The 18,350-nt window shown below is 68.1% G+C and carries 19 protein-coding genes; 11 read left to right on the top strand and 8 right to left on the bottom strand.

Features of this window, described 5'->3' with window-relative positions:
* Positions 1–154: 154 nt before the first annotated feature.
* The gene (locus ACUYV6_RS02255; RefSeq protein ID WP_449277015.1) at positions 155–1,294 is read right to left on the bottom strand and encodes a DMT family transporter; all 1,140 of its coding nucleotides are present in this window, start codon (positions 1,292–1,294) and stop codon (positions 155–157) included.
* 71 nt (positions 1,295–1,365) lie between these two features.
* Between ACUYV6_RS02255 and ACUYV6_RS02250 the strand changes: the two genes are divergently transcribed.
* On the top strand, positions 1,366–2,250 hold the full coding sequence (locus tag ACUYV6_RS02250) for a LysR family transcriptional regulator (protein WP_449277014.1): 885 nt from the start codon (positions 1,366–1,368) through the stop codon (positions 2,248–2,250).
* Between the two features lie 86 nt (positions 2,251–2,336).
* On the opposite strand, the gene ACUYV6_RS02245 is transcribed toward ACUYV6_RS02250, so the two are convergent.
* Positions 2,337–2,816 (bottom strand): glutathione peroxidase, encoded by a 480-nt coding sequence (locus ACUYV6_RS02245; RefSeq protein ID WP_449277013.1) that lies wholly within the window; start codon positions 2,814–2,816, stop codon positions 2,337–2,339.
* A 239-nt stretch (positions 2,817–3,055) separates the two neighbouring features.
* On the opposite strand from ACUYV6_RS02245, the gene ACUYV6_RS02240 reads away from it, so the two are divergent.
* The 5 genes from ACUYV6_RS02240 (at position 3,056) to moaA (ending at position 8,047) form a co-directional block, all read left to right on the top strand.
* Positions 3,056–3,493, top strand: coding sequence for a TOBE domain-containing protein (locus ACUYV6_RS02240; protein WP_449277012.1), 438 nt, complete (start codon positions 3,056–3,058; stop codon positions 3,491–3,493).
* Positions 3,490–4,320, top strand: coding sequence for a molybdate ABC transporter substrate-binding protein (modA, locus tag ACUYV6_RS02235; RefSeq protein WP_449277011.1), 831 nt, complete (start codon positions 3,490–3,492; stop codon positions 4,318–4,320). Before ACUYV6_RS02240 ends, modA begins: the two co-directional genes overlap by 4 nt.
* A 71-nt stretch (positions 4,321–4,391) precedes the next feature.
* Positions 4,392–5,213 carry an ABC transporter permease gene (locus tag ACUYV6_RS02230; RefSeq protein ID WP_449277145.1) on the top strand — a complete coding sequence of 274 codons (822 nt, stop codon included), beginning with the start codon at positions 4,392–4,394 and terminating at the stop codon, positions 5,211–5,213.
* Between the two features lie 62 nt (positions 5,214–5,275).
* Positions 5,276–6,487 carry an ABC transporter ATP-binding protein gene (locus tag ACUYV6_RS02225; RefSeq protein WP_449277010.1) on the top strand — a complete coding sequence of 404 codons (1,212 nt, stop codon included), beginning with the start codon at positions 5,276–5,278 and terminating at the stop codon, positions 6,485–6,487.
* Between the two features lie 318 nt (positions 6,488–6,805).
* Positions 6,806–8,047, top strand: coding sequence for a GTP 3',8-cyclase MoaA (gene moaA / locus ACUYV6_RS02220; protein WP_449277009.1), 1,242 nt, complete (start codon positions 6,806–6,808; stop codon positions 8,045–8,047).
* Between the two features lie 306 nt (positions 8,048–8,353).
* Here moaA and ACUYV6_RS02215 read toward each other — a convergent pair whose 3' ends face one another.
* Together ACUYV6_RS02215 and ACUYV6_RS02210 are read right to left on the bottom strand one after the other, a co-directional pair.
* On the bottom strand, positions 8,354–8,908 hold the full coding sequence (locus tag ACUYV6_RS02215; RefSeq protein ID WP_449277008.1) for a molybdenum cofactor biosynthesis protein MoaE: 555 nt from the start codon (positions 8,906–8,908) through the stop codon (positions 8,354–8,356).
* On the bottom strand, positions 8,905–10,176 hold the full coding sequence (locus ACUYV6_RS02210; protein ID WP_449277007.1) for a ThiF family adenylyltransferase: 1,272 nt from the start codon (positions 10,174–10,176) through the stop codon (positions 8,905–8,907). Before ACUYV6_RS02210 ends, ACUYV6_RS02215 begins: the two co-directional genes overlap by 4 nt.
* 129 nt (positions 10,177–10,305) lie before the next feature.
* On the opposite strand from ACUYV6_RS02210, the gene ACUYV6_RS02205 reads away from it, so the two are divergent.
* From ACUYV6_RS02205 to ACUYV6_RS02190, 4 genes are read left to right on the top strand one after another with little or no spacing between them, the layout of a single operon-like run.
* Positions 10,306–10,584: a MoaD/ThiS family protein gene (locus tag ACUYV6_RS02205; RefSeq protein WP_449277006.1), complete on the top strand. Its 279-nt coding sequence runs from the start codon at positions 10,306–10,308 to the stop codon at positions 10,582–10,584.
* Positions 10,585–10,586: 2 nt separating this feature from the next.
* Positions 10,587–12,083 carry a molybdopterin molybdotransferase MoeA gene (locus tag ACUYV6_RS02200; protein ID WP_449277005.1) on the top strand — a complete coding sequence of 499 codons (1,497 nt, stop codon included), beginning with the start codon at positions 10,587–10,589 and terminating at the stop codon, positions 12,081–12,083.
* Positions 12,076–12,654, top strand: coding sequence for a cyclic pyranopterin monophosphate synthase MoaC (gene moaC / locus ACUYV6_RS02195; RefSeq protein ID WP_449277004.1), 579 nt, complete (start codon positions 12,076–12,078; stop codon positions 12,652–12,654). The genes ACUYV6_RS02200 and moaC overlap by 8 nt, the downstream gene beginning before the upstream one ends.
* On the top strand, positions 12,651–13,151 hold the full coding sequence (locus ACUYV6_RS02190) for a MogA/MoaB family molybdenum cofactor biosynthesis protein (RefSeq protein WP_449277003.1): 501 nt from the start codon (positions 12,651–12,653) through the stop codon (positions 13,149–13,151). The genes moaC and ACUYV6_RS02190 overlap by 4 nt, the downstream gene beginning before the upstream one ends.
* A 45-nt stretch (positions 13,152–13,196) precedes the next feature.
* On the opposite strand, the gene ACUYV6_RS02185 is transcribed toward ACUYV6_RS02190, so the two are convergent.
* Both ACUYV6_RS02185 and ACUYV6_RS02180 read right to left on the bottom strand, forming a co-directional pair.
* The gene (locus tag ACUYV6_RS02185) at positions 13,197–13,919 is read right to left on the bottom strand and encodes an endonuclease/exonuclease/phosphatase family protein (protein WP_449277144.1); all 723 of its coding nucleotides are present in this window, start codon (positions 13,917–13,919) and stop codon (positions 13,197–13,199) included.
* A gap of 139 nt (positions 13,920–14,058) precedes the next feature.
* A complete protein-coding gene (locus ACUYV6_RS02180) occupies positions 14,059–14,988 on the bottom strand; it encodes a LysR family transcriptional regulator (protein ID WP_449277002.1) in 930 nt (309 codons plus the stop codon).
* A gap of 160 nt (positions 14,989–15,148) precedes the next feature.
* Between ACUYV6_RS02180 and ACUYV6_RS02175 the strand changes: the two genes are divergently transcribed.
* Entirely contained in the window at positions 15,149–15,526 is a 378-nt protein-coding gene (locus ACUYV6_RS02175; RefSeq protein ID WP_449277001.1) for a hypothetical protein, read from the top strand.
* A gap of 23 nt (positions 15,527–15,549) precedes the next feature.
* Here ACUYV6_RS02175 and ACUYV6_RS02170 read toward each other — a convergent pair whose 3' ends face one another.
* Both ACUYV6_RS02170 and ACUYV6_RS02165 read right to left on the bottom strand, forming a co-directional pair.
* Positions 15,550–16,494 (bottom strand): LysR substrate-binding domain-containing protein, encoded by a 945-nt coding sequence (locus tag ACUYV6_RS02170; protein ID WP_449277000.1) that lies wholly within the window; start codon positions 16,492–16,494, stop codon positions 15,550–15,552.
* A gap of 170 nt (positions 16,495–16,664) precedes the next feature.
* The gene (locus tag ACUYV6_RS02165) at positions 16,665–18,320 is read right to left on the bottom strand and encodes a M24 family metallopeptidase (RefSeq protein WP_449276999.1); all 1,656 of its coding nucleotides are present in this window, start codon (positions 18,318–18,320) and stop codon (positions 16,665–16,667) included.
* Positions 18,321–18,350 lie beyond the last annotated feature (30 nt).

Genomic DNA, 18,350 nt, shown 5'->3' with positions numbered 1-18,350 from the left:
GGCCTTTGACACGAATGGCTCTAGGAAGGCGGTCACCCGTGGATTAGATTTATACATCAGTTGTGTCGGAAATCAGATGCTCTGCAGGCCGAATGAACGGGATCTTCCACTGAACGGCCCGCGATCCTGACCGAACTACACCGACCTGCCTGAACTACACCGCCATGCCCCGGCGCGCCCGCCGCGGCCACACCCCACTCGCCGCAGCAATCGCCGCAATCACGATCGCGGCTCCGAGCCACTGCAACCAGCTCGGGAACTCCTGGAGAATCGGCGCGGCCAGCACAAGGGCGAGGATCGGCTGCACCAGCAGGAGCCCTGAAGCAACGGTCGCCGGCACCTGCGCACTGCCGTACTGGATGAGCGCCCACGCGAGCACCTGACCGCCTACGGCCATGGCGATGATCCACCCCCACGATTCGGCCGAGATGCCACTCAAGTGGATACCGCCGGTGAACGGGGCGATGATCGTCGCCGTCACCGCTGCAGCGCCCATGGCCCAGGTCAACGGTTGGATCACGAGCCCGGGCTCGCGGCGCGTGACTCGTCTCGCGACGAAAAGATAGACGCTGTAGGAGACTCCGGCGAGCACCGCGAGGGCCGTCCCGGAGAGGGCACCGCTTCCGAGTTCCAGACCGTCCCAGAGCCCGCCGACGAGGCTGATGCCGATGAGCATCACCGGCAGCGCGAGCAGGTACCGGCGAGTCATCCGCTCGCCGTCGATCGCGAGCGCGAGCAGCGGCAGCACGACCACCTGCAGGTTGACGAGCACCGCGCTGATGCCGGCGCCCACCAAGAAGATGGACGCCGTCCAGGCCGCATAGTCGATGCCCAGCGCGACGCCCGCGGCGACGGCCCAGATGATTCCACGCGTCGACAGCGCTCCCTTCCGAGAGCGTTCCCCGAACGCGAACGGGATGAGCACGAGCGCGGCGATCGCGCAACGCAGCACCGCCGTGGTCGCGGCATCCACTCCCGCAAGTTTGACCATGATGCCCGACACGGAGAGGAACAGCGCGCCGGCAAGCAGGGCCGCGCGCGCGATCGTGCCGCGCGATACGCCGCGCCAGGTCACTGTGTCGGTCGTGGAGTCGGCCGCGGCAGGGATCGTGACGGCCCCACTCGGCGCAACGACGTCGGGGCCGACAGCGGGCGCGTCGGCTGCGTCGGCTGCGTCGGCAGCGGCAGAGGCGTCGGCAGCGGGCACGACGGCCGGGGCCTTGGGTGCAGCATTCTGCGGAGCCGCAGGCCCAGCCGGTGCGGCGCCCTCTGCGGGCGTCTGAGGGGTGGTCATACCCTGACACTATCCGCGTATAACGATTAGCACTACTTCATATTTCTACCGGGTAATGCTAAGCATGACGTATGGCTATTGAATGGAGTCGCCTTCGGGTGCTAGACGCCGTCGCTCGGACGGGTTCAGTGACCGGAGCCGCGGAACTCTTGCACATGACGGGCCCCGCGGTCTCACAACAGTTGCGCCGCATCGACTCGGAGACCGGTAGCCGCGTCGTCGTGCCCGACGGCCGCGGCGTGCGCCTCACGAACGAGGGACGCATCCTCGCCGACTACGCCGCACAGGTAGCAGGGCTCATGCAGGAGGCGGAGAACGACCTGCATCGCAATGATGACCCGATCGGCCCGGTGCGCATCTCGGCGCTCGCCTCGATCATCCGCGGTGATCTGGCGAGAGAGCTCGCGGCTTTTCAGCAGCGCTACCCCGGTATCGAGCTGCGCATCGAAGACGGAGAAACGCCAGACGACCTCGAACTCCTCGCCGCGGGTCACCTCGACGTTGTGTTCGCAGAGTCATGGAGCACTGCGCCACCTGTGCTCCCTCCCGGGGTGCGCGCGCATCGCTACGCGCAAGAAGCTGCCTGGGTCGCGCTCCCCGCAGGGCACCCGTTGAGCGAGCGAGAGAAACTACGGATCGAAGATCTCGCGGATAAGGTCTGGGCGAGCTGCGCGCGCGGAACCAACGGGCATGAAACGCTCGTGCAGGTCGCCCGCAGAGACGGCATCGAACTCGACGTTCGCCATTTCGTGGACGACCGCTTCACGCAGATCGCACTCGTTCGCGCCGGGCTCGCCGTGACGCGCATTTCGTTCAGCGGCGATCCGCCGGATTCCCCGGGTGTTACCTACCGCCGATTGACTCCCGCGATCCATCGCGATGTCCTACTCATCACCGCAGGGCGAGCGCTACCGCGCCGAGTCGAGGCGCTCTGCGCGCACCTGCTCGGCGAGTAGGGCTGCGCAGCGAGTCAGGCCACTCAGTGCACGACGCGGGCAGGGCCGCTACTGTCAACGGGCAAAAGGACCCCGATCCGGACCCCTCACCCGAGGGCAGCCTCGATGTCTGATGCCAGACTGCTCGGCTCGGTCGTCGGCGCATAGCGCTGCTTGACCTGGCCGTCGCGACCGATCAGGAACTTCGTGAAGTTCCACTTGATGCGATCGCCGAGCACGCCGCCGTGCTCACTTCTGAGCCAGAGATACAGCGGATGCGCCTGCGCGCCGTTAACCGTGATCTTCTCGAACATCGGGAACGTCACGCCATAATTCACCTGGCAGAACTCGCTGATCTCGTCGCTGCTGCCGGGCTCCTGGCCGGCGAACTCGTTGGACGGGAAGCCCAGCACCGTGAATCCGCGGTCGCGGTAGGTGTCGTAGAGCTCCTGCAGACCCGCGTACTGCGGCGTGAAGCCGCATTTCGAGGCCGTGTTGACGACGAGCACGACGTCGCCGGTGAACTCTGCGAGCGGGCGCTCCTCACCCTGAAGCGTGGTGGCGGTGAAATCTGCGAGCGAGGTCATGGGCCGATTCTCGCACCGGGACGCGCACGGCACCAGCACGGTACCAGTGCGCCGAACAGGGAACGCTCAGCCTTGCGCGAGGGCGCGATGCCCCCGCACGCGGCCCCGCACTCCGAGCGCGGAACCAGCACTTGCCCAGCCTCTCTGCACCTCGCCGCACACCCTCCCAAACTTGTACAACCGCAGATGCGGAAATCTCGCATGAATATTTCCTCACATGCGGATGTAGGATGGTCAGTATGTCTCAATTCAGGATCCGCGAGGCCGCCCAGCTCGTCGGCGTCAGCGATGACACCGTTCGCCGCTGGGTCGCAGAAGGCCTGCTCGACGCCGGCACCGATGATGCCGGCGTACAGGTCGTCACCGGGCGCTCGCTCGCCGAGCGCGTCAAGACCCTCGCCACCGATCTCAGCGAAGACGACCCGGTCATCCGCAGCGCACGGAACCGCTTCACCGGCATCGTCACCCGCATCGACTCAGAAGGACTCGTCGCCGTCGTCGAGCTGCAGTGCGGGCCCAACCGCATCGTGTCGCTCATGACGTCGGAGGCGCTCGAAGACCTCGGCCTCGAGGTCGGGTCGCGGGCTACCGCGATCATCAAAGCCACCCAGGTCATCGTCGAAACGGCTCGCACCGACAACGCGCGTACCGGCACGACCAGCAAGGAGCAAGCATGACTCTCACCACTTCGTCCCGTCCCGCCGCTCGGCGTCGCACGCTCGGCGCGCTTGCTCTCATGGCCGGCGCCGCACTCGCACTGGCCGGTTGCGCTTCGGGCTCGTCCGACGAGTCCGACACGACCGAGCCGGCCGAGACCTCGGAGCTCTCCGGCGAGCTCACGGTCTACGCCGCCGCCTCGCTCGAGCCCGCGTTCCAGCAGCTCGCCGAAGACTTCACCGCCGAGCACCCGGACGTCAGCTTCGACTTCTCGTTCGACGGATCCTCGGTGCTCGTCACCCAGATCATCGGCGGCGCTCCGGCCGACGTGTTCGCCTCCGCCGACGAGCCGAACATGACGAAGCTCACCGATGAGGGCCTGAACGATGGCGACCCCATCGGCTTCGCCACGAGCGAGCTCGCAATCGCGGTCGCGCCGGACAACCCCCTCGGCATTGAAACCCTTGAGGATCTCGCCGGCGACGACGTCACGACCGTCATCTGCGACCCCGAGGTACCCTGCGGTAACGCATCGCACACGCTGCTCGATCGCGACGGTGTCGACCTCACCCCGGCAAGCGAGGAGCAGAACGTGACCGCCGTGCTCACCAAGGTGAGCGAGGGCGAGGCCGACGCAGGTCTCGTGTACTACTCAGACATTCTCCGCGCCGAAGGCGACGTCGAGGGCATCGAGATCGAGAACGCCTCCGACGCCGCAGGCGACTACCTGATCGTGCCGGTCGTCGACTCCCCGAACGCCGAGGCCGCTGCCGCGTTCTCGGAGTTCCTGGTCTCCGACGAGGCTCAGGCGCTCTTCGCCGAACTCGGCTTCGGGCCCGCCCGCTAGGTCGTCGAGTGCAGGCAAGGTCGGCGATCGCCGATCGGTCGGGTACGTCCCGGCCGGTCGGCGATCGCCGTCTGCGCGCCACGACCCGAAAGACGGCCCGCACCCCGCTCCCGGCCTTCGTGCTGGTGCCGGCGCTGATCGGCGTCGCAACGCTCGTGCTGCCGCTCGGGGCGCTGATCCTGCGCGTCGAATGGGCCACCGTACCCGAGACCCTGCAGGCCCCCGAAACACTCGAAGCCCTCGGACTGTCGCTGCTCACCGCGAGCATCGCGACAGTGCTGTGCATCGTGCTGGGCGTGCCGCTCGCGCTGCTCATCGCACGCACTGACGGCATGCTCGCGACGACGCTGCGGGCACTCACCACACTGCCGCTCGTGCTGCCCCCACTCGTCGGAGGTCTCGCGCTGCTCACCCTGCTCGGACGCGGCGGGCTGCTGGGTGACTGGCTGGCAGAGTTCGGGATCCGCGTGCCCTTCACCACCGCCGCCGTCGTCATCGCGCAGACCTTCGTCGCGCTGCCCTTCCTCGTCATCTCGGTCGAGGGCGCGCTGCGCGGCATCGACCCAGGCTACGAGCGCGCCGCGGAAAGCCTCGGCGCAAAGCCCTGGACCGTGCTGCGCAGGGTCACCCTGCCGCTGCTCGCGCCGAGCCTTGCGGCGGGCGCGATCCTCTGCTTCACCCGTGCGCTCGGCGAATTCGGCGCGACCGCTCTCTTCGCGGGCAATTCGGCGGGCGCCACCCGCACCATGCCACTCGCGATCTACACCGCCTTCAACGGCGCGGGCGTGCGGCAAGAAACCGCGGTCACCCTGTCGCTCATGCTCGTGCTCGTCGCGATCGTGGCGCTGCTGTTCCTGCGCGGCCGCTCATCAACGTCGGGAGCCGCAGTATGAACGCGGGGACGCCGTCTACCGCGGTGCCTGCGGCGGGTTCAGATTCTCACGTCCACTCGCATGTGCTCCATGCGGATGTGCGGGTCGAGCGCGGATCCTTCACCCTCGACGCCAGCATCTCGATCGCACCCGGCGAAGTGCTCGGCGTCATCGGCGCGAACGGATCAGGCAAGTCGACGTTCCTGGGGGTACTCGCCGGCACACTCGGCCTCGCGCAGGGAGAGATCGCGCTCGACGACCGAACGCTGACCCGAGTACGCGCAGGATCGCGGCCAGTCGCACTCCCCCGCGCCGAGCGCCGGGTCGGCCTGCTCGACCAGCGCGCCCGTCTCTTCCCCCACCTCGACGCCCGCGCAAACATCGCCTTCGGACCCCGCGCCCGCGGAGTCTCCCGGCGCACAGCCGACGCCCTCGCCGACGAGTGGCTCGAACGAGTCGGGCTGGGCGGCCGCGGCGACGCGCGCGAATCCGAACTCTCCGGAGGCCAGCAGCAACGCGTCGCGATCGCCCGCACCCTCGCCTCGGACCCCGCACTGCTGCTGCTCGACGAACCGTTCGCGGCGCTCGACGTCACGAGCAGCGATGAGCTGCGGGCCCTGCTGACCTTCGAGGTGGAGCGACTCGGACTTCCGGTGATCCTCGTCACCCATGACCCCGTCGACCTCATGGCGCTCGCAGCGCGTGCGATCGTGCTCGAGAACGGGCGCATCGCGCAAGAAGGCGTCGTCTCCGAGGTACTCGGCCGGCCGGCCTCGCCCTTCGCCGCCGAGTTCGCGGGGCGCGGGCTGCTCACCGGCACCATCTCGGAGCACGGTCGGCTCATCGTGAGCGGGGCACCCCTCACGGAGGTCGACGGGATCGGCGAACGCCCCGCGGCCGGGAGCGAGGCGGCGGCAAGCTTTGACCCGAGCGCGGTGGTGATTCGGCCGGCCGGTGGTGGGCCTGGCGACGGCGCTCGAGTTGGTTCTGGTTCTGGTGCCAGTGGCGGTGTCGGCGGCGCGAGTGGCGGTGTCGGCGGCAGTGCTGCCGACGGTGTTGATGGCGGACCCGATGTTGACGCTGGCACTGATGCTGGTTCTGGCGCTGGTGTCCAGCGCTGGTCCGGGACGGTCGCGGAAGTCCGCGCCAGCCGCACCGGTGTGCGCATCGTTTGCGCGGAATGGCCGGAGTGCTTCGCCGAACTGCCCGTTTCCCGGGCACTCGACCTGGGCCTGGCGATCGGCGACCGAGTCGAGATCGAGTTGCCGCGCGAGGCGGTCCGCTTCTCGGCGTAGGGATCCTGCCCGAGCCATGCCTCGCAGCACCCTCCCGTGCCCAGTCCCCCTCCCTCTCCACCCCACCGAAGGTAGAAAAACTCACGCAAGATCTCGGGTGCACGTGAGTTTTTCTACCTTCGGCGCGGGTCAAGCGGCGGGCAGCATCAAGGGCTGTGCGGGGCAGGGGCCACGCGGGTCAGGGTCACGCACCTGGCGCGAGCAGTTGCCGCGGAGTAGCCGGTGCTAGGGTGGGGGGACTTTCCGTCAGGAGGTGCTCGGATGGCGAAACGCGGTCAGATCCAGAGACTCCCGGCCACGGGAACACTGCCTCCGCGCGTGTCCGCCGCTGCACCGGGAGGATCAGCTGCATCGGCAGCTTCGAGCTCGCAGGCTCAGGCAACTGCAGGCGCACGGGCTCAGGCGAATTCAGGGGCCTCGGCTCAGGCGACCGACACGCTCGGTCGTCCGCTCACCGACCTGCGCATTTCAGTCACGGACCGCTGCAACTTCCGCTGCGTGTACTGCATGCCCCGCGAAATCTTCGGCCGCGATTTCCAGTTCCTCGAACGCGATGAGCTGCTCTCGTTCGACGAGATCGAACGAGTCGCCCGAGCCGCCGTGACGCTCGGAGTGCGCAAGCTACGCCTCACGGGCGGCGAACCACTGCTGCGCCGCGGCCTCGAGGAGCTGATCGCTCGGCTGGCCGCGATCCGCACCCCCGATGGTGACCCGCTCGACCTCGCACTCACCACCAACGGGATCGCTCTGCCGCTTATGGCGCCGCGACTCAAGGAGGCCGGACTCAACCGCGTGACGGTGTCGCTCGACTCGCTCGACGATGAGCGCTTCCGCCGAATCGCCGACGTGCGGTTCCCCGTCTCGCGCGTGCTCGAGGGCATCGAGGCGGCGCGCGACGCCGGGCTCGGCCCGATCAAGGTGAACACCGTGGTCAAGCGCTCGGCCAATGACGACGAGCTGCTCGCCCTCGCCGAGCACTTCCGCTGCAGCGGCAACGTGCTGCGCTTCATCGAGTACATGGACGTCGGCACCTCTAACGGATGGGTACTCGACGAGGTCGTCCCATCCGCTGAGATCATCGAGAGGATCGCAGCCGTGCACCCGCTCGACCCCGTTCCGCCCGCGCACCCCGGCGAGACCGCGACCCGCTGGCGTTACCGCGATGGCGGCGGCGAGATCGGGGCGATCTCGAGCGTCAGCGCGCCGTTCTGCGGATCCTGCTCGCGTGCCCGCCTGTCGGCCGACGGCAAGCTGTTCACCTGCCTCTTCGCGGGCGAAGGGTTCGATGTGCGGGCGCTGCTGCGCGGGGATGGTGGCGGTGCCGGTGCTGATGACGGGACCGGTGTTGGTGTTGCTGACGGCGCTGGTGCTCAGGCTGTCGATGCTGCTTCAAGTTCGGGTTCGGGATCCGGGGCCGACGACGCCGAACTCGCTGCCGCGCTGCACGCGCTCTGGGGGCGCCGTCGCGACCGCTACTCCGAGCAGCGCTCCGAGCTTACTGAGGGTGGAGCAGGAGGCTCGCCGCGCCGCCGGATCGAGATGTCGTATATCGGCGGGTGATCCGGAACGAGGCCGCCTGCCCGCTGACCTGCCCGACCTCGCCCGAGCGGGCACCCCCCTGCCTGAGCCACCAGGACCCGTCCTCCCCCGGCCCGGCATCCCGGCCGACCCCAAAGTTTGGATGACTTTGGTGTCGTATAGCGCTGAATACTGCACCAAAGTCATCCAAACTCTGGGGCAGGGCGGGCCTGGGGTAGGACGGAGCCGGTCGGGGCAGGGCGGGTCAGGGCGGAGCTGGGCAGGGTGCGGCAAGGCAAGGTGACGCAAGGCAGGGAGCCGAGCGGCGAGGGTGACCCAGGTCAGGGTCTACAGTCCGACCCACTCCGAGGCGCCACCTGCGAAGTGCTGGCGCTTCCAGATCGGAACCTCCGCCTTGATCCGCACGATCAGCTGTTCGAGCGCGGCGAACGCCTCCGCACGGTGCGGGGCGGAGGCCCCAGCAACGAGCGCAGCATCGCCGATCGCGAGCGCGCCGACACGGTGCGCGGCGGCGAGACGCAGGCCTGTGCGCTGCTGCTCCTCGCGGATCACCCGTTCCAAGAACGCGGCGGCCTCCGGGTGGGCGCTGTAGTCGAGGGCCCGCACGCTCTCTCCTCCGTCGTGGTCGCGCACAACCCCGTGGAAGACCAGCACGGCCCCGCACTCCTCGGCCTCGACCGCAGCGCGCACCGCGGCCTCGTCGATCGGCTCGTCAGTGACCACCGCGTAGTCAGGCTTCGGTCCAGTCGCACCGGGTTCGGCCCCGTCCGGCAGAGACTCGTTCGGCAGAGGTACGTTCGGCAGAGACGCATTCGGCGAAGACGCGTGCGACTCAGACAGCGGCTCCTCATATTCAGTATCCGACTCGTGCAGTTCGCTCATGATGCTCCCTCGAGCAGCTCGGGGGCGGTCGCGGCGAAGGCTCTGATCCCGCCGCTCAGATAGCGGATCTCGGGCACCGCGCTCCCCTGTGCGGCGAGCGATTCTCTGATCAGTGCAGCAGCGCGAATGGATCGGGGATCCCGCTCACAATGCAGCGTGAGGACCCCGTCACCGAAGTCGGGGACTCGCCCGGCCTCGATGTCTGCGAGGGGCACGGACTCAGATCCGGAGATGCTGCGAAGGCCGCGCTCCTCGGGGGTACGCACATCGATCAGTCGCACGGGGCGTCCCTCCCGTAGCTCATCGGCGAACACCGCGGCGTCGACGGCGACCGCGGCGAGCGCCGCCGGATCCTCCGTCGCACCGGCGTCAGCAGCCGTCGCACCGGCGTCACTACCCGCACCGGCGCCACCACCTGCACCGATTCCGCAGAACACTTCGTAGTCGATGAGTTCGGTCACCGACTCGGCACTCGGGTCACGTCTCACATCGAGTTCGCGGGTGCGCGCGGCGAGCGCGTCGTAGAGCAGTACCCGTCCGATGAGTGGCTCGCCGAGGCCTGCGATGAGCTTCATCGCTTCGGTCGCGAGCAGTGATCCGACGGTTCCGCAGAGCCCTGGTAGCACCCCGCCGGTGCCGCAGTCGAGCACGTCTTCGGGTGCAGGCGGTGCGGGGAAGAGGTCACGGTAGCCGGGGCCGTGCGCATGCCACGCCACGCCGACTTGACCGTGGTATTGCAGGATCGCCCCCCATACGAGCGGGGTGCCCGTCAGTTGGGCGGCATCGTTTGCGAGGTAGCGGGTGGGGAAGTTGTCGCTGCCGTCGATGACGAGGTCGTAGTCGGCGAAGAGCTCGATCGCGTTGCGTGAGGTGAGGCGAAGGGCATGGGGTTCGATCTGGGCGTCCGGATCAATCGCCCGTGCGGTCTCGATGATGGAGTCGACTTTGGATCGCCCGATGTCGACCGCACCGTGCGCAATCTGGCGGTGCAGGTTCGACAGCTCGACCACGTCGTCGTCGATGATTCCGATGCCGCCAGGGCGTCCGTCGGCGCGCTCTCCCGCACCGACTCCCGCCCCTACGAGGTACGGGATGCAGGCGCTGCCGAGCCCTCCCGCACCGATGACGAGCACACGCGCGGCGGCGAGGCGGCGCTGGGCTTCGGCGCCGAACCCGGGCAGCACGATCTGCCGTTCGGCGCGGGCCAGCTGCGCCCGCGACAGTCGGGGAGCGGGGTCAACGAGCGGCCCCGGGTGCGCGTGTGCCATGGCCACGATTCTAGGGGCCGTCTCGGTGAACGCCCCCGGAGAGCTCCACGACCATGCGCATGTGCCGGATCAGCCCTACGACTCCCGGGGATCCCTCATCGCCCCAGCAGCCCGGGCTACCATGGGGCTATGGCACAGCTCACCGTTCGCTACTTTGCCGCCGCGGCCGAAGCCGCGGGCCGCGCCGAGGAATTCTGGGATCTCGGGGCCGCGCCCACGCTCGAGGATCTGCGTCATCGACTCTCGGAGCGGTACGGGGCGGCGATGGATCGGGTGCTGCGCACCGGGTCGTTTCTCGTGGACGGTGTCGTTCGACGCGATGGCGGCACGGTCTGCGACGGCGCGCACTCCGACAGCTCGGCCGGCCAGTGCACCGTCGACGTGCTGCCCCCGTTCGCGGGCGGATGAGCGTGACGGAGCACGCGGGCGGAACCGGCACGGGAGCCGGGGCCAACGGAGCCGGAGCGGGATCCGAGCGGCGCTCCGTCGAGGAGCATCGCCTCGCCGTCGAAGCATTGCTCGCAGAGGTCGCATCTGCCGTCGAGGCGCGAACCGCTGAACGCCTCGCGGTCCTCGACCCCGATCTCGGCAACCGGGTCACCGCTGAGGCGTTGACCTCGCTTGTTCCGCTGCCGCCCTTCGACAACTCCCAGATGGACGGTTACGCCGTGCGAGCGGAGGATCTCGCCGGGGCCGGGCCGGAGCATCCGGTGGCACTTCCCATCGGGGTCACGACGGCCGCCGGTGATTCTCGGGTCGGGCATGAACCCGGCACGGCCTCGCCGGTGATGACCGGGGCGCCGATTCCCGATGGCGCCGATGCTGTGATTCCGATCGAGGAGGCAGTTCCTCCGCGGTTCACGCTGCTGCGCCGGGCTGCTCAGTTTGGATCGGCGCAGCACGGGTCAGCGAGTCCTGCCGAAGCGGGAGCGTCCGTCCGCTTCACCGCACCGGTGAGCGCGGGTCGGTTCGTGCGCCGACGCGGCTCAGACCTCGCCGAGGGAGCCGAGATTCTGGCCGCGGGATCACGCCTCACACCCGCACGCATCGGCGCACTCGCGTCGGCCGGCCACACCGAGATTCCGGTGCGCCCCCGGGTGCGCGTGCTGCTGTGCTCGACGGGCGATGAGCTCGGGATCGATCCCGGAGCCGGCGGCGAAAGTCGCGGTGTCGGCGAGATCGGAAGCGGTGGCGGCGCCTCTGCCGGCGCAGTCGATGCCAGCACAGTCGATGCCGACGAAACCGACGCCGCACCGCCCCTCCCCCCGGGACGCATCTACGACGCGAACACCCCCATGCTCGCCGCAGCGCTGCGCGCGGCCGGCGCCGAGGTGCGCACCGTGCGGGTCGAGGATCACCCGGCCTCGCTCCAGCGAGCCATCACCGAGCACACACCGACGACCGACCTGCTCGTCACCACCGGAGGTGTCAGCGAAGGCGCCTTCGAGGTGGTGCGCGAGGCATTCGCCCCGTTCGGCGCCGAGTTCGTGAAAGTCGCGATGCAACCGGGCGGCCCCCAGGGCCTCGGCGTTCTGCGCTTCGATCGATCAGAGTCGAGTCCGAGCCGTGAAGCCGGATCGCTGCCGGTACTGTGCTTCCCGGGCAACCCCGTCAGCGCGATGCTGTCGGCTGAACTGCTGCTCCTCCCCTTCCTGCGAGCACAGGCGGGGTTCGCCCCCGAGAAGCCACGCAAGCAGCGCCTCGTCGCGCACGACGCCGACTCCCCCGTCGACAAGCTGCAGCTTCGGCGCGGCACACTCGACGAGAACGGTCGCGTCATGCTCTCCGGTCCGAGCTCCCACCTGCTGGCCGGGCTCGCCGCCGCGGACGTGATCGCGGAGATCCCCGTCGGTGTCGCTCACGTCACCGAGAACACTCCCCTCACCGTCTGGAGCATCAATGACTGACCACGATCGCGACGCGCACCCGACCGACACCGAACAGGGGCTCACCCATCTACGAGCCGACGGCAGCGCGCACATGGTCGACGTGACCGACAAGGCCGTCACGAAGCGCACGGCACGGACGGAAGCGTATCTGGTGACACGTCCGGACGTCGTGCAGCGACTCATGGAGGGATCGCTGCCCAAGGGCGAGGCACTCGGCACGGCCAGGATCGCCGGCATCATGGCGGCGAAGCGTACCTGGGAGCTCGTGCCATTGTGCCACCCGCTGCCGCTCACGAAGCTCGCCATCGATTTCGAGGCGGTCTGCGGCACCGGCGCGGCCATCGACACAGGTGCCGACACGAGCACCAGCACCAGCCCTGGCACAGGGGCACCGGATCGCGTGCGCATCATCGCCACCGTGACCACGAAGGGGGTCACGGGCGTCGAGATGGAGGCGCTGACTGCGGCGAGCGTCGCCGCGCTCACGCTCTACGACATGATCAAGGCGGTCGACAAGCACGCGGTCATCGACGGACTCCGGGTGCTCGCGAAGTCGGGCGGCAAGAGCGGCGACTGGGAGCTCAGATGAGTCGCCATGCGGTGATCATCGTCGCCTCCACGAGTGCCGCGGCGGGTGCGGCCGAAGATGCGACGGGGCCGATCATTCAGAGCTGGCTCGAGGATCGCGCATTCGTGTGCGCAGCACCCGTGGTCGTGGCCGATGGCCCTGGAGTCGGCGAAGCGCTGCGCTCGGGGCTGCGCAGCGGACCCGATGTGGTGCTCACCACGGGAGGGACCGGGGTGTCTCCGAGCGACGGCACACCCGAACACACGGCTCAGCTGCTCGAGCTCGAACTGCCGGGCATCCCTGAGGAGCTGCGGCGACGTGGCCTCGAACACACTCCGTTCTCGCTGCTCACGCGCGGAGTGGCGGGCTTCGCCGGTCGATCCTTCATCATGAACCTGCCGGGTTCACCCGGCGGCGTACGCGACGGACTCGCGGTGCTCGACCCGCTGCTCGACCACCTGCTCGAGCAGCGCTCGGGCGGTGACGCGGTATCAGCGGACCGGAGCGCGCACACGTAACGGCAGCGCGAAGCTCGCCGCAGTATGCACACGTAGCAGCGCGAGCTACGCAGCGACCAGCTGCGACTCCTCGATCACCCGTGCCGACGGGGCGATCACGCTTTCGATGTTCGCGGAGACCATGATCGGCAGGTGGTCGGAGCTGCCGCGGTCGAGCGTGCGCACACCGTGGATCTCGAGGCCCGACGACGTCGCGAAGTCGAAGTGGCCGCGGAACATCTTGTACCGCGTGTAGGTGCGACGGTCGCTGAGGCTCAGGTCGTAGCCGGCGCCGCGCATCTCGGTGTCGAGACGCCCCTTGAAGACCGGATAGTTGTAGTCGCCGACCATCACGGAGGGGAGGTCGGGCCCGAGACGTCGCAGCTCGCCGAGCGCCGCATGAATCTGATGCCGACGCAGCGAGTTCAGCGCGGTCAGCGGTGCCGCGTGAAAGGACGCCGCGACGAAGTCGCGCCCGGTCTCGGTGTCGTGGATCCGCGCCCCGAGCAGTCGCTCGTGCGCCGGCGCGAGCAGACGGTCGTGCAGCGACTTCTTGAGCTCGAAGGTCTGCGCCTGCCGTGAGCGGAAGCGCTCGCCGCGCACATACATCGCGAGACCGAGCCGGTTGCGTGAGGTCGCGTGCACGAGTTCGAGGTGGCCGAGGTGCGATGGAAGCGTGACCGCGTCCGCCTCCTGCAGACAGAGAATGTCTGCCTCGTGATCATCAGCGAGCCCACCGATCTCGGTGACGGCTCGGTTCTTTCGGAGGTTGTAGCTGATGATCTTCATGTCGCCCTTCAGGTCAGGGTCGGTCCGCAGCAGACGCATGCCGACGGACTTCCCGCTCCGCTCCACAGACTACGCCCGAGGCCCCGCGGCTTCCAATAATTCTCGGATGCTCACAGACAATCCATCAGAACCGGTGCAATCACCCGGTGGATTGATCCTGCGCGATGTCACCCGTAGCCGTGACAGCGCGCATGAATTCGACAGCCGCGGCGACTGCAGGGTTCGGCCGCCGGCCCGCTCGGTACCTCAGTGAGATGCGGCGGGTGCCGAGCCCCGGCAGCTCATGCGCTTCAACGCCCTCGGGTGCGAGCTCGAGCACGGCCAGCTGAGGCATGAGCGTGACTCCTTCGCCGGCCGCGATGAGGGCAAGCGCCGTGAGGTGGCTGCTGTATCGGTGACTCGCGATCGTCGACTCCGGCAGACTGCGCCGCACGCGCCTGACGGCGTGCACACCACCCGCGCTGCCGTCGACCTCGAGCCACGGCACCCTGAGTCGTTTGAGCTCGACCACACCCATTGCGGCCTGCGTGCCTGCCGGAGCGATGAGCACCCACGGGTCATCGAGCAGCACCACCTCGCGCATGCCGGGCCCGAGCGGCGGCGGATCGACCGACGTATCGAACTCCACCGCAATGACATCGAGGTCGGCCGATCGCAGGCTGCGCAGCAGCTCGTCTTGCTCTCCCTCAACTACCTCGAGGTGCACGCCTGAGAGCTCCGTGCGCCAGCGCGGGAGCGTCGGTGCGAGCACGCCACTGATGAAGCTCTGGAACGCCCCGAACCTGATACGGCCGCTCGGCAACTCACTGGCCGCACCGACGCGCAAGGCGGCCTCGTTGACCTCGCGCTCGACGCTCTCAGCGAGCTCGATGAGTTCGCGACCGGCGGCGGTCGGCACGATGCCGCGCGGGCTGCGCTCGACAAGCGGAACTCCGACTTCGGCCTCCAGGCGCGCCAATTGCTGAGACACCGCCGAAGGGGTCAGACGCATGGCTTCGGCCGCCGCGAGCACCCCGCCATTACGGGCGATCTGCAGCAAATAGGGCAGGCGTGCAACGTTGATCCTCATATTCACTCATTCTAAACACCGGATACCGAAAGATTCGATTGCGCTGAATGCAGAGCGAGTTCGAGAATGGTCCTGCGCAGCTTCCGCATCGGGCCTCCCGACCCGGTGCGGGGCTGCGCGACTTTCCCCAGACCATCCCTTCGTTCCTCAAGGAGCAGAGTTGGAAGACTTCGTCGGCAGCACCCTCGGTTGGCTCGGCACCATCGGCACGTTCTCCGCGTACGTGCTGATCTGGCGCGGCTGGGCGGCGCCGACGACGAAACGGTACGCCGCGCTCAACGCCGTCGGAGGCTTCCTCGCATCGGCAGGCGCGCTGGCCTACGGAGCCTGGCCCGCCGTCGCCTCGAACCTCATGTGGGGCATCATCGGACTGCAGGGGCTGATCATCGCCACCCGCAGGGCACGCGCCGCCCGACAGACCTGGAAGCCACTGCCCGAAGAGTTCGACGCGGGTATCGCCGACACGGTTCCCATCACGCTGCCCGTGCTGCAAGAACTGCGCGAGCTGCAGAAGCAGGTCGTGCTCAGCTCGCGCTGAGCGTCTCCCTGCAGCACTCCGCCCTACAGCACCCCACGGTAGGCGGCGAGCTGCGCGAGACGCAACGGATTGCGCGTCACACCCTTGCGGCGCAACCGGTAGAGCCGCGTGACGATGGACTTGAAGGCCGGGTTCGTGTTGTCACGACGCCACGCGGCGTACAACGGGATGATCGGATCCTGCAATCCCTTGATCGGACGGTAGACGACGCCCGCCATCTGCATGTGCATCGCCGACTCGGGAACGAACGCGAGACCGTAGTTGGTTGCCACAAGCGCAACCGCGCTCTGCACCTGCGCCACCTGCTGCCGGAAGACGACCGGTACATCACGCAGCGTCGACTTCACCAGTTCGTGGAAATAGGCGGCCTGCACGGGCGCGTACTCGATGAACGGCTCCCCCGTGAGGTCGCGCACCTCCAAGGGCGCATTGGTGACGCCGAGCGGATGCTTGCTGCTGACTGCGGCAACGAGCCGCTCTGTGTGCACGAGCACGCTCTCGAGATCCTCGTGCTGCGGCGGAGTGCGCACGAGGCCCACATCGATCGTGCCGCTGAGAATCGCAGCGATCTGCTCTCGCGTCACCATCTCGTTGACCTCGAGCCGCAGGTCGGGCGCGTGCTCCTCCAGGTCTTCCATCAAGATCGGGAGCATCGCGAGGATGCCCATGCCGGTCAGGCCGATCGCAGCCACCCCGCCCTGACCCTTCGCGATCCGCTGCGCCATCTCCTGAGACCGCTCGGCGATCGACAGCAGCTTCCGCGCCTCGTCGAGAAACGCCTCACCGGCCACCGTCAGTACCACCTGCCGCTTCGAGCGGTCGAAGACCTCGAACCCCAGTTCCTCTTCGAGCTTGCGGATCTGACGGCTCAACGGCGGCTGCGTCATCTGCAGTCGATCGGCGGCGTGACCGAAGTGCAGCTCTTCGGCGACGACGACGAAGCTCTTCAACTGAACGAAGGTGAACATGCACTCTCCCTGCCGCCTCGAGGCGAGACCATCGGGTTCTCCGGCGCTCCCGAGAACCTCGTGCATCCAGTCTGCCGTAGCGGTGAAGTTCGGCAAAACACGTGAACCCGCACACGTCTGGGGCGGATCAGCTCTCCGCCGATCCTCCCGCCCCAGACGGTCGAATGCCCCTACTGCCCCAGTGTGAGCGTGAAGGTCCGATCCTCACCGATGAACCACAGGTCTTCAGTGCTGATGCCGATCTTGCCGAAGCGCCACGGCGTCTCGGCAGCGCCGTAGTCGCCGACGCGCAGCACATGCTCGTAGCCCGGGCGCAGCTCATTCGCGAACGATTCCTGCTTCCCCATGAGGTGACCCACGTTGCGCTTCTGATACCAGCTCACGAAGTCGGTATCCGCTTCGAGGAGGCCGGCCTCTTCAAGCTCGCCCCGCACCGCAGTGAGCGACTCGAGGGCCTCGGCGTGCACCTGCGACATCGGCACTCCGGGGCGGATCGAGGGGATGATCTGCTCGCGGATCACCCGCGTCAGCACACCGTACGCCTGCGCGGCTCCGGCAGTCAGCGGCAGCGAACGCCCCATGTCTGAGGTCGCGACCACGACACCGTCGATCGTCACCTTCACGCCGGTATCCAGCTCGACGCAGCCGCTCTCGGCCGTGATCGGCGCGTCGGTCGGGGTCGTCGGGAACAGGGTGCGATCGGAGGCGTGCTCATTCACGAAGTACGGTTCGATGCCGAAGGGGATCCGGTGCGTGATTCTGAAATCGTGGATCCCGGCGAGGTAGTCGCCGTAGAGCTCCGCCTCCGTACTCTCCTGCCCGGCCTGCAGCTTCGACCCGAGACGCTCGAGGGCGTTCTCCATCGCGTAGGTGCTCGCACGCGCCGCGATGACCATGAAGGGCAGATCCTCCGCATCCCTCAGGTCTCGCCAGTTGCCGAGCTTCGAGGAGGCGTTCACCAGCTCGAGGCCGGTCGCCTCGAGTGCACGCGCCGACGAGGCCGTCATCCACTCCTCTTCGACACCGAGGCGGCCTCCGGGAACCAGCGCCCGCACCGCCTCGGCCCGTGAGTCGTATCGACCGACCGGGATCCCCGCGAAGCCGTACTCGGCGGCATCCGCGATGACCAGCACCTTTCCGGTGCCCGGCACCCACAGGGCTCCTGCCGACTCGGAGTCCTGCCGCGCCGTCACCTCCGAGAAGTTCGGCGGCGCGCCCAGGTAGATACCGGCGACTCCGATCTGCTCGACGACTTCTGCCAGCGCCGAGAAGCGGGTATCGACCTCGGAGCTGAAGTACTCTTCGATGCCGTCAAGGCCCGGGAACGCCGAGATGAACTCGCGGCCGAACGCCACCCCGGCGTCTCGCCACTCGCGGAAGCGCGCGAGCACCTCGTCTTCTGAGAGCTCATAGACGACGACCGCCTCGGCGTCCCGCGGATCCGCCTCGACTTCGACGTTCAGGCCACCCGCGAGCTCCTGCAGATGCGCGTACGCGATGCCCGGCGCAAGCGTCACCGTGTCGGAGCCGGCGAGTTCGGACACCAGGGCCGCCAGGTTGGGCGCCACCTCGTAGCCCTCGACGAGGCGACGATCAAAGGTCACCCACGGCGAGTGGAATCGCACGCGCTCGCGCGGAGCACCCGCGAACAGCACGCTCGCCGTCTCCTGCTGGCGGACGAGCAGCAGACGCTCCTCCGCCAGCTCCGCGATGATGGGCTTCACGATCTTGCTCGAGTCGCGGCGAATGTTGGTGAACAGCAGCCGGGCGAGCGGGTCGAACCCGAATTCTTCCGTGATCGCAGCCGAGTCGTTATTGAGTCGCACCTGTAACCTCCCTGTTTCTCTGGTGCATGC

Source organism: Leucobacter sp. GX24907 (genome assembly GCF_053567335.1).
The sequence above is the reverse complement of the archived record's forward strand: the minus strand, read 5'-3'. Positions and strand labels throughout refer to the sequence as shown.

Coding starts and splice junctions, on each gene's coding strand:
- ACUYV6_RS02215 (WP_449277008.1), bottom strand. CDS start 8,908: ATGAGCGAACTGCACGAGTCGGATACTGAATATGAGGAGCCGCTGTCT.
- ACUYV6_RS02205 (WP_449277006.1), top strand. CDS start 10,306: ATGGCACAGCTCACCGTTCGCTACTTTGCCGCCGCGGCCGAAGCCGCG.
- ACUYV6_RS02210 (WP_449277007.1), bottom strand. CDS start 10,176: ATGGCACACGCGCACCCGGGGCCGCTCGTTGACCCCGCTCCCCGACTG.
- ACUYV6_RS02240 (WP_449277012.1), top strand. CDS start 3,056: ATGTCTCAATTCAGGATCCGCGAGGCCGCCCAGCTCGTCGGCGTCAGC.
- modA (WP_449277011.1), top strand. CDS start 3,490: ATGACTCTCACCACTTCGTCCCGTCCCGCCGCTCGGCGTCGCACGCTC.
- ACUYV6_RS02170 (WP_449277000.1), bottom strand. CDS start 16,494: ATGTTCACCTTCGTTCAGTTGAAGAGCTTCGTCGTCGTCGCCGAAGAG.
- ACUYV6_RS02180 (WP_449277002.1), bottom strand. CDS start 14,988: ATGAGGATCAACGTTGCACGCCTGCCCTATTTGCTGCAGATCGCCCGT.
- ACUYV6_RS02190 (WP_449277003.1), top strand. CDS start 12,651: ATGAGTCGCCATGCGGTGATCATCGTCGCCTCCACGAGTGCCGCGGCG.
- moaC (WP_449277004.1), top strand. CDS start 12,076: ATGACTGACCACGATCGCGACGCGCACCCGACCGACACCGAACAGGGG.
- ACUYV6_RS02250 (WP_449277014.1), top strand. CDS start 1,366: ATGGCTATTGAATGGAGTCGCCTTCGGGTGCTAGACGCCGTCGCTCGG.
- ACUYV6_RS02185 (WP_449277144.1), bottom strand. CDS start 13,919: ATGAAGATCATCAGCTACAACCTCCGAAAGAACCGAGCCGTCACCGAG.
- ACUYV6_RS02255 (WP_449277015.1), bottom strand. CDS start 1,294: ATGACCACCCCTCAGACGCCCGCAGAGGGCGCCGCACCGGCTGGGCCT.
- ACUYV6_RS02245 (WP_449277013.1), bottom strand. CDS start 2,816: ATGACCTCGCTCGCAGATTTCACCGCCACCACGCTTCAGGGTGAGGAG.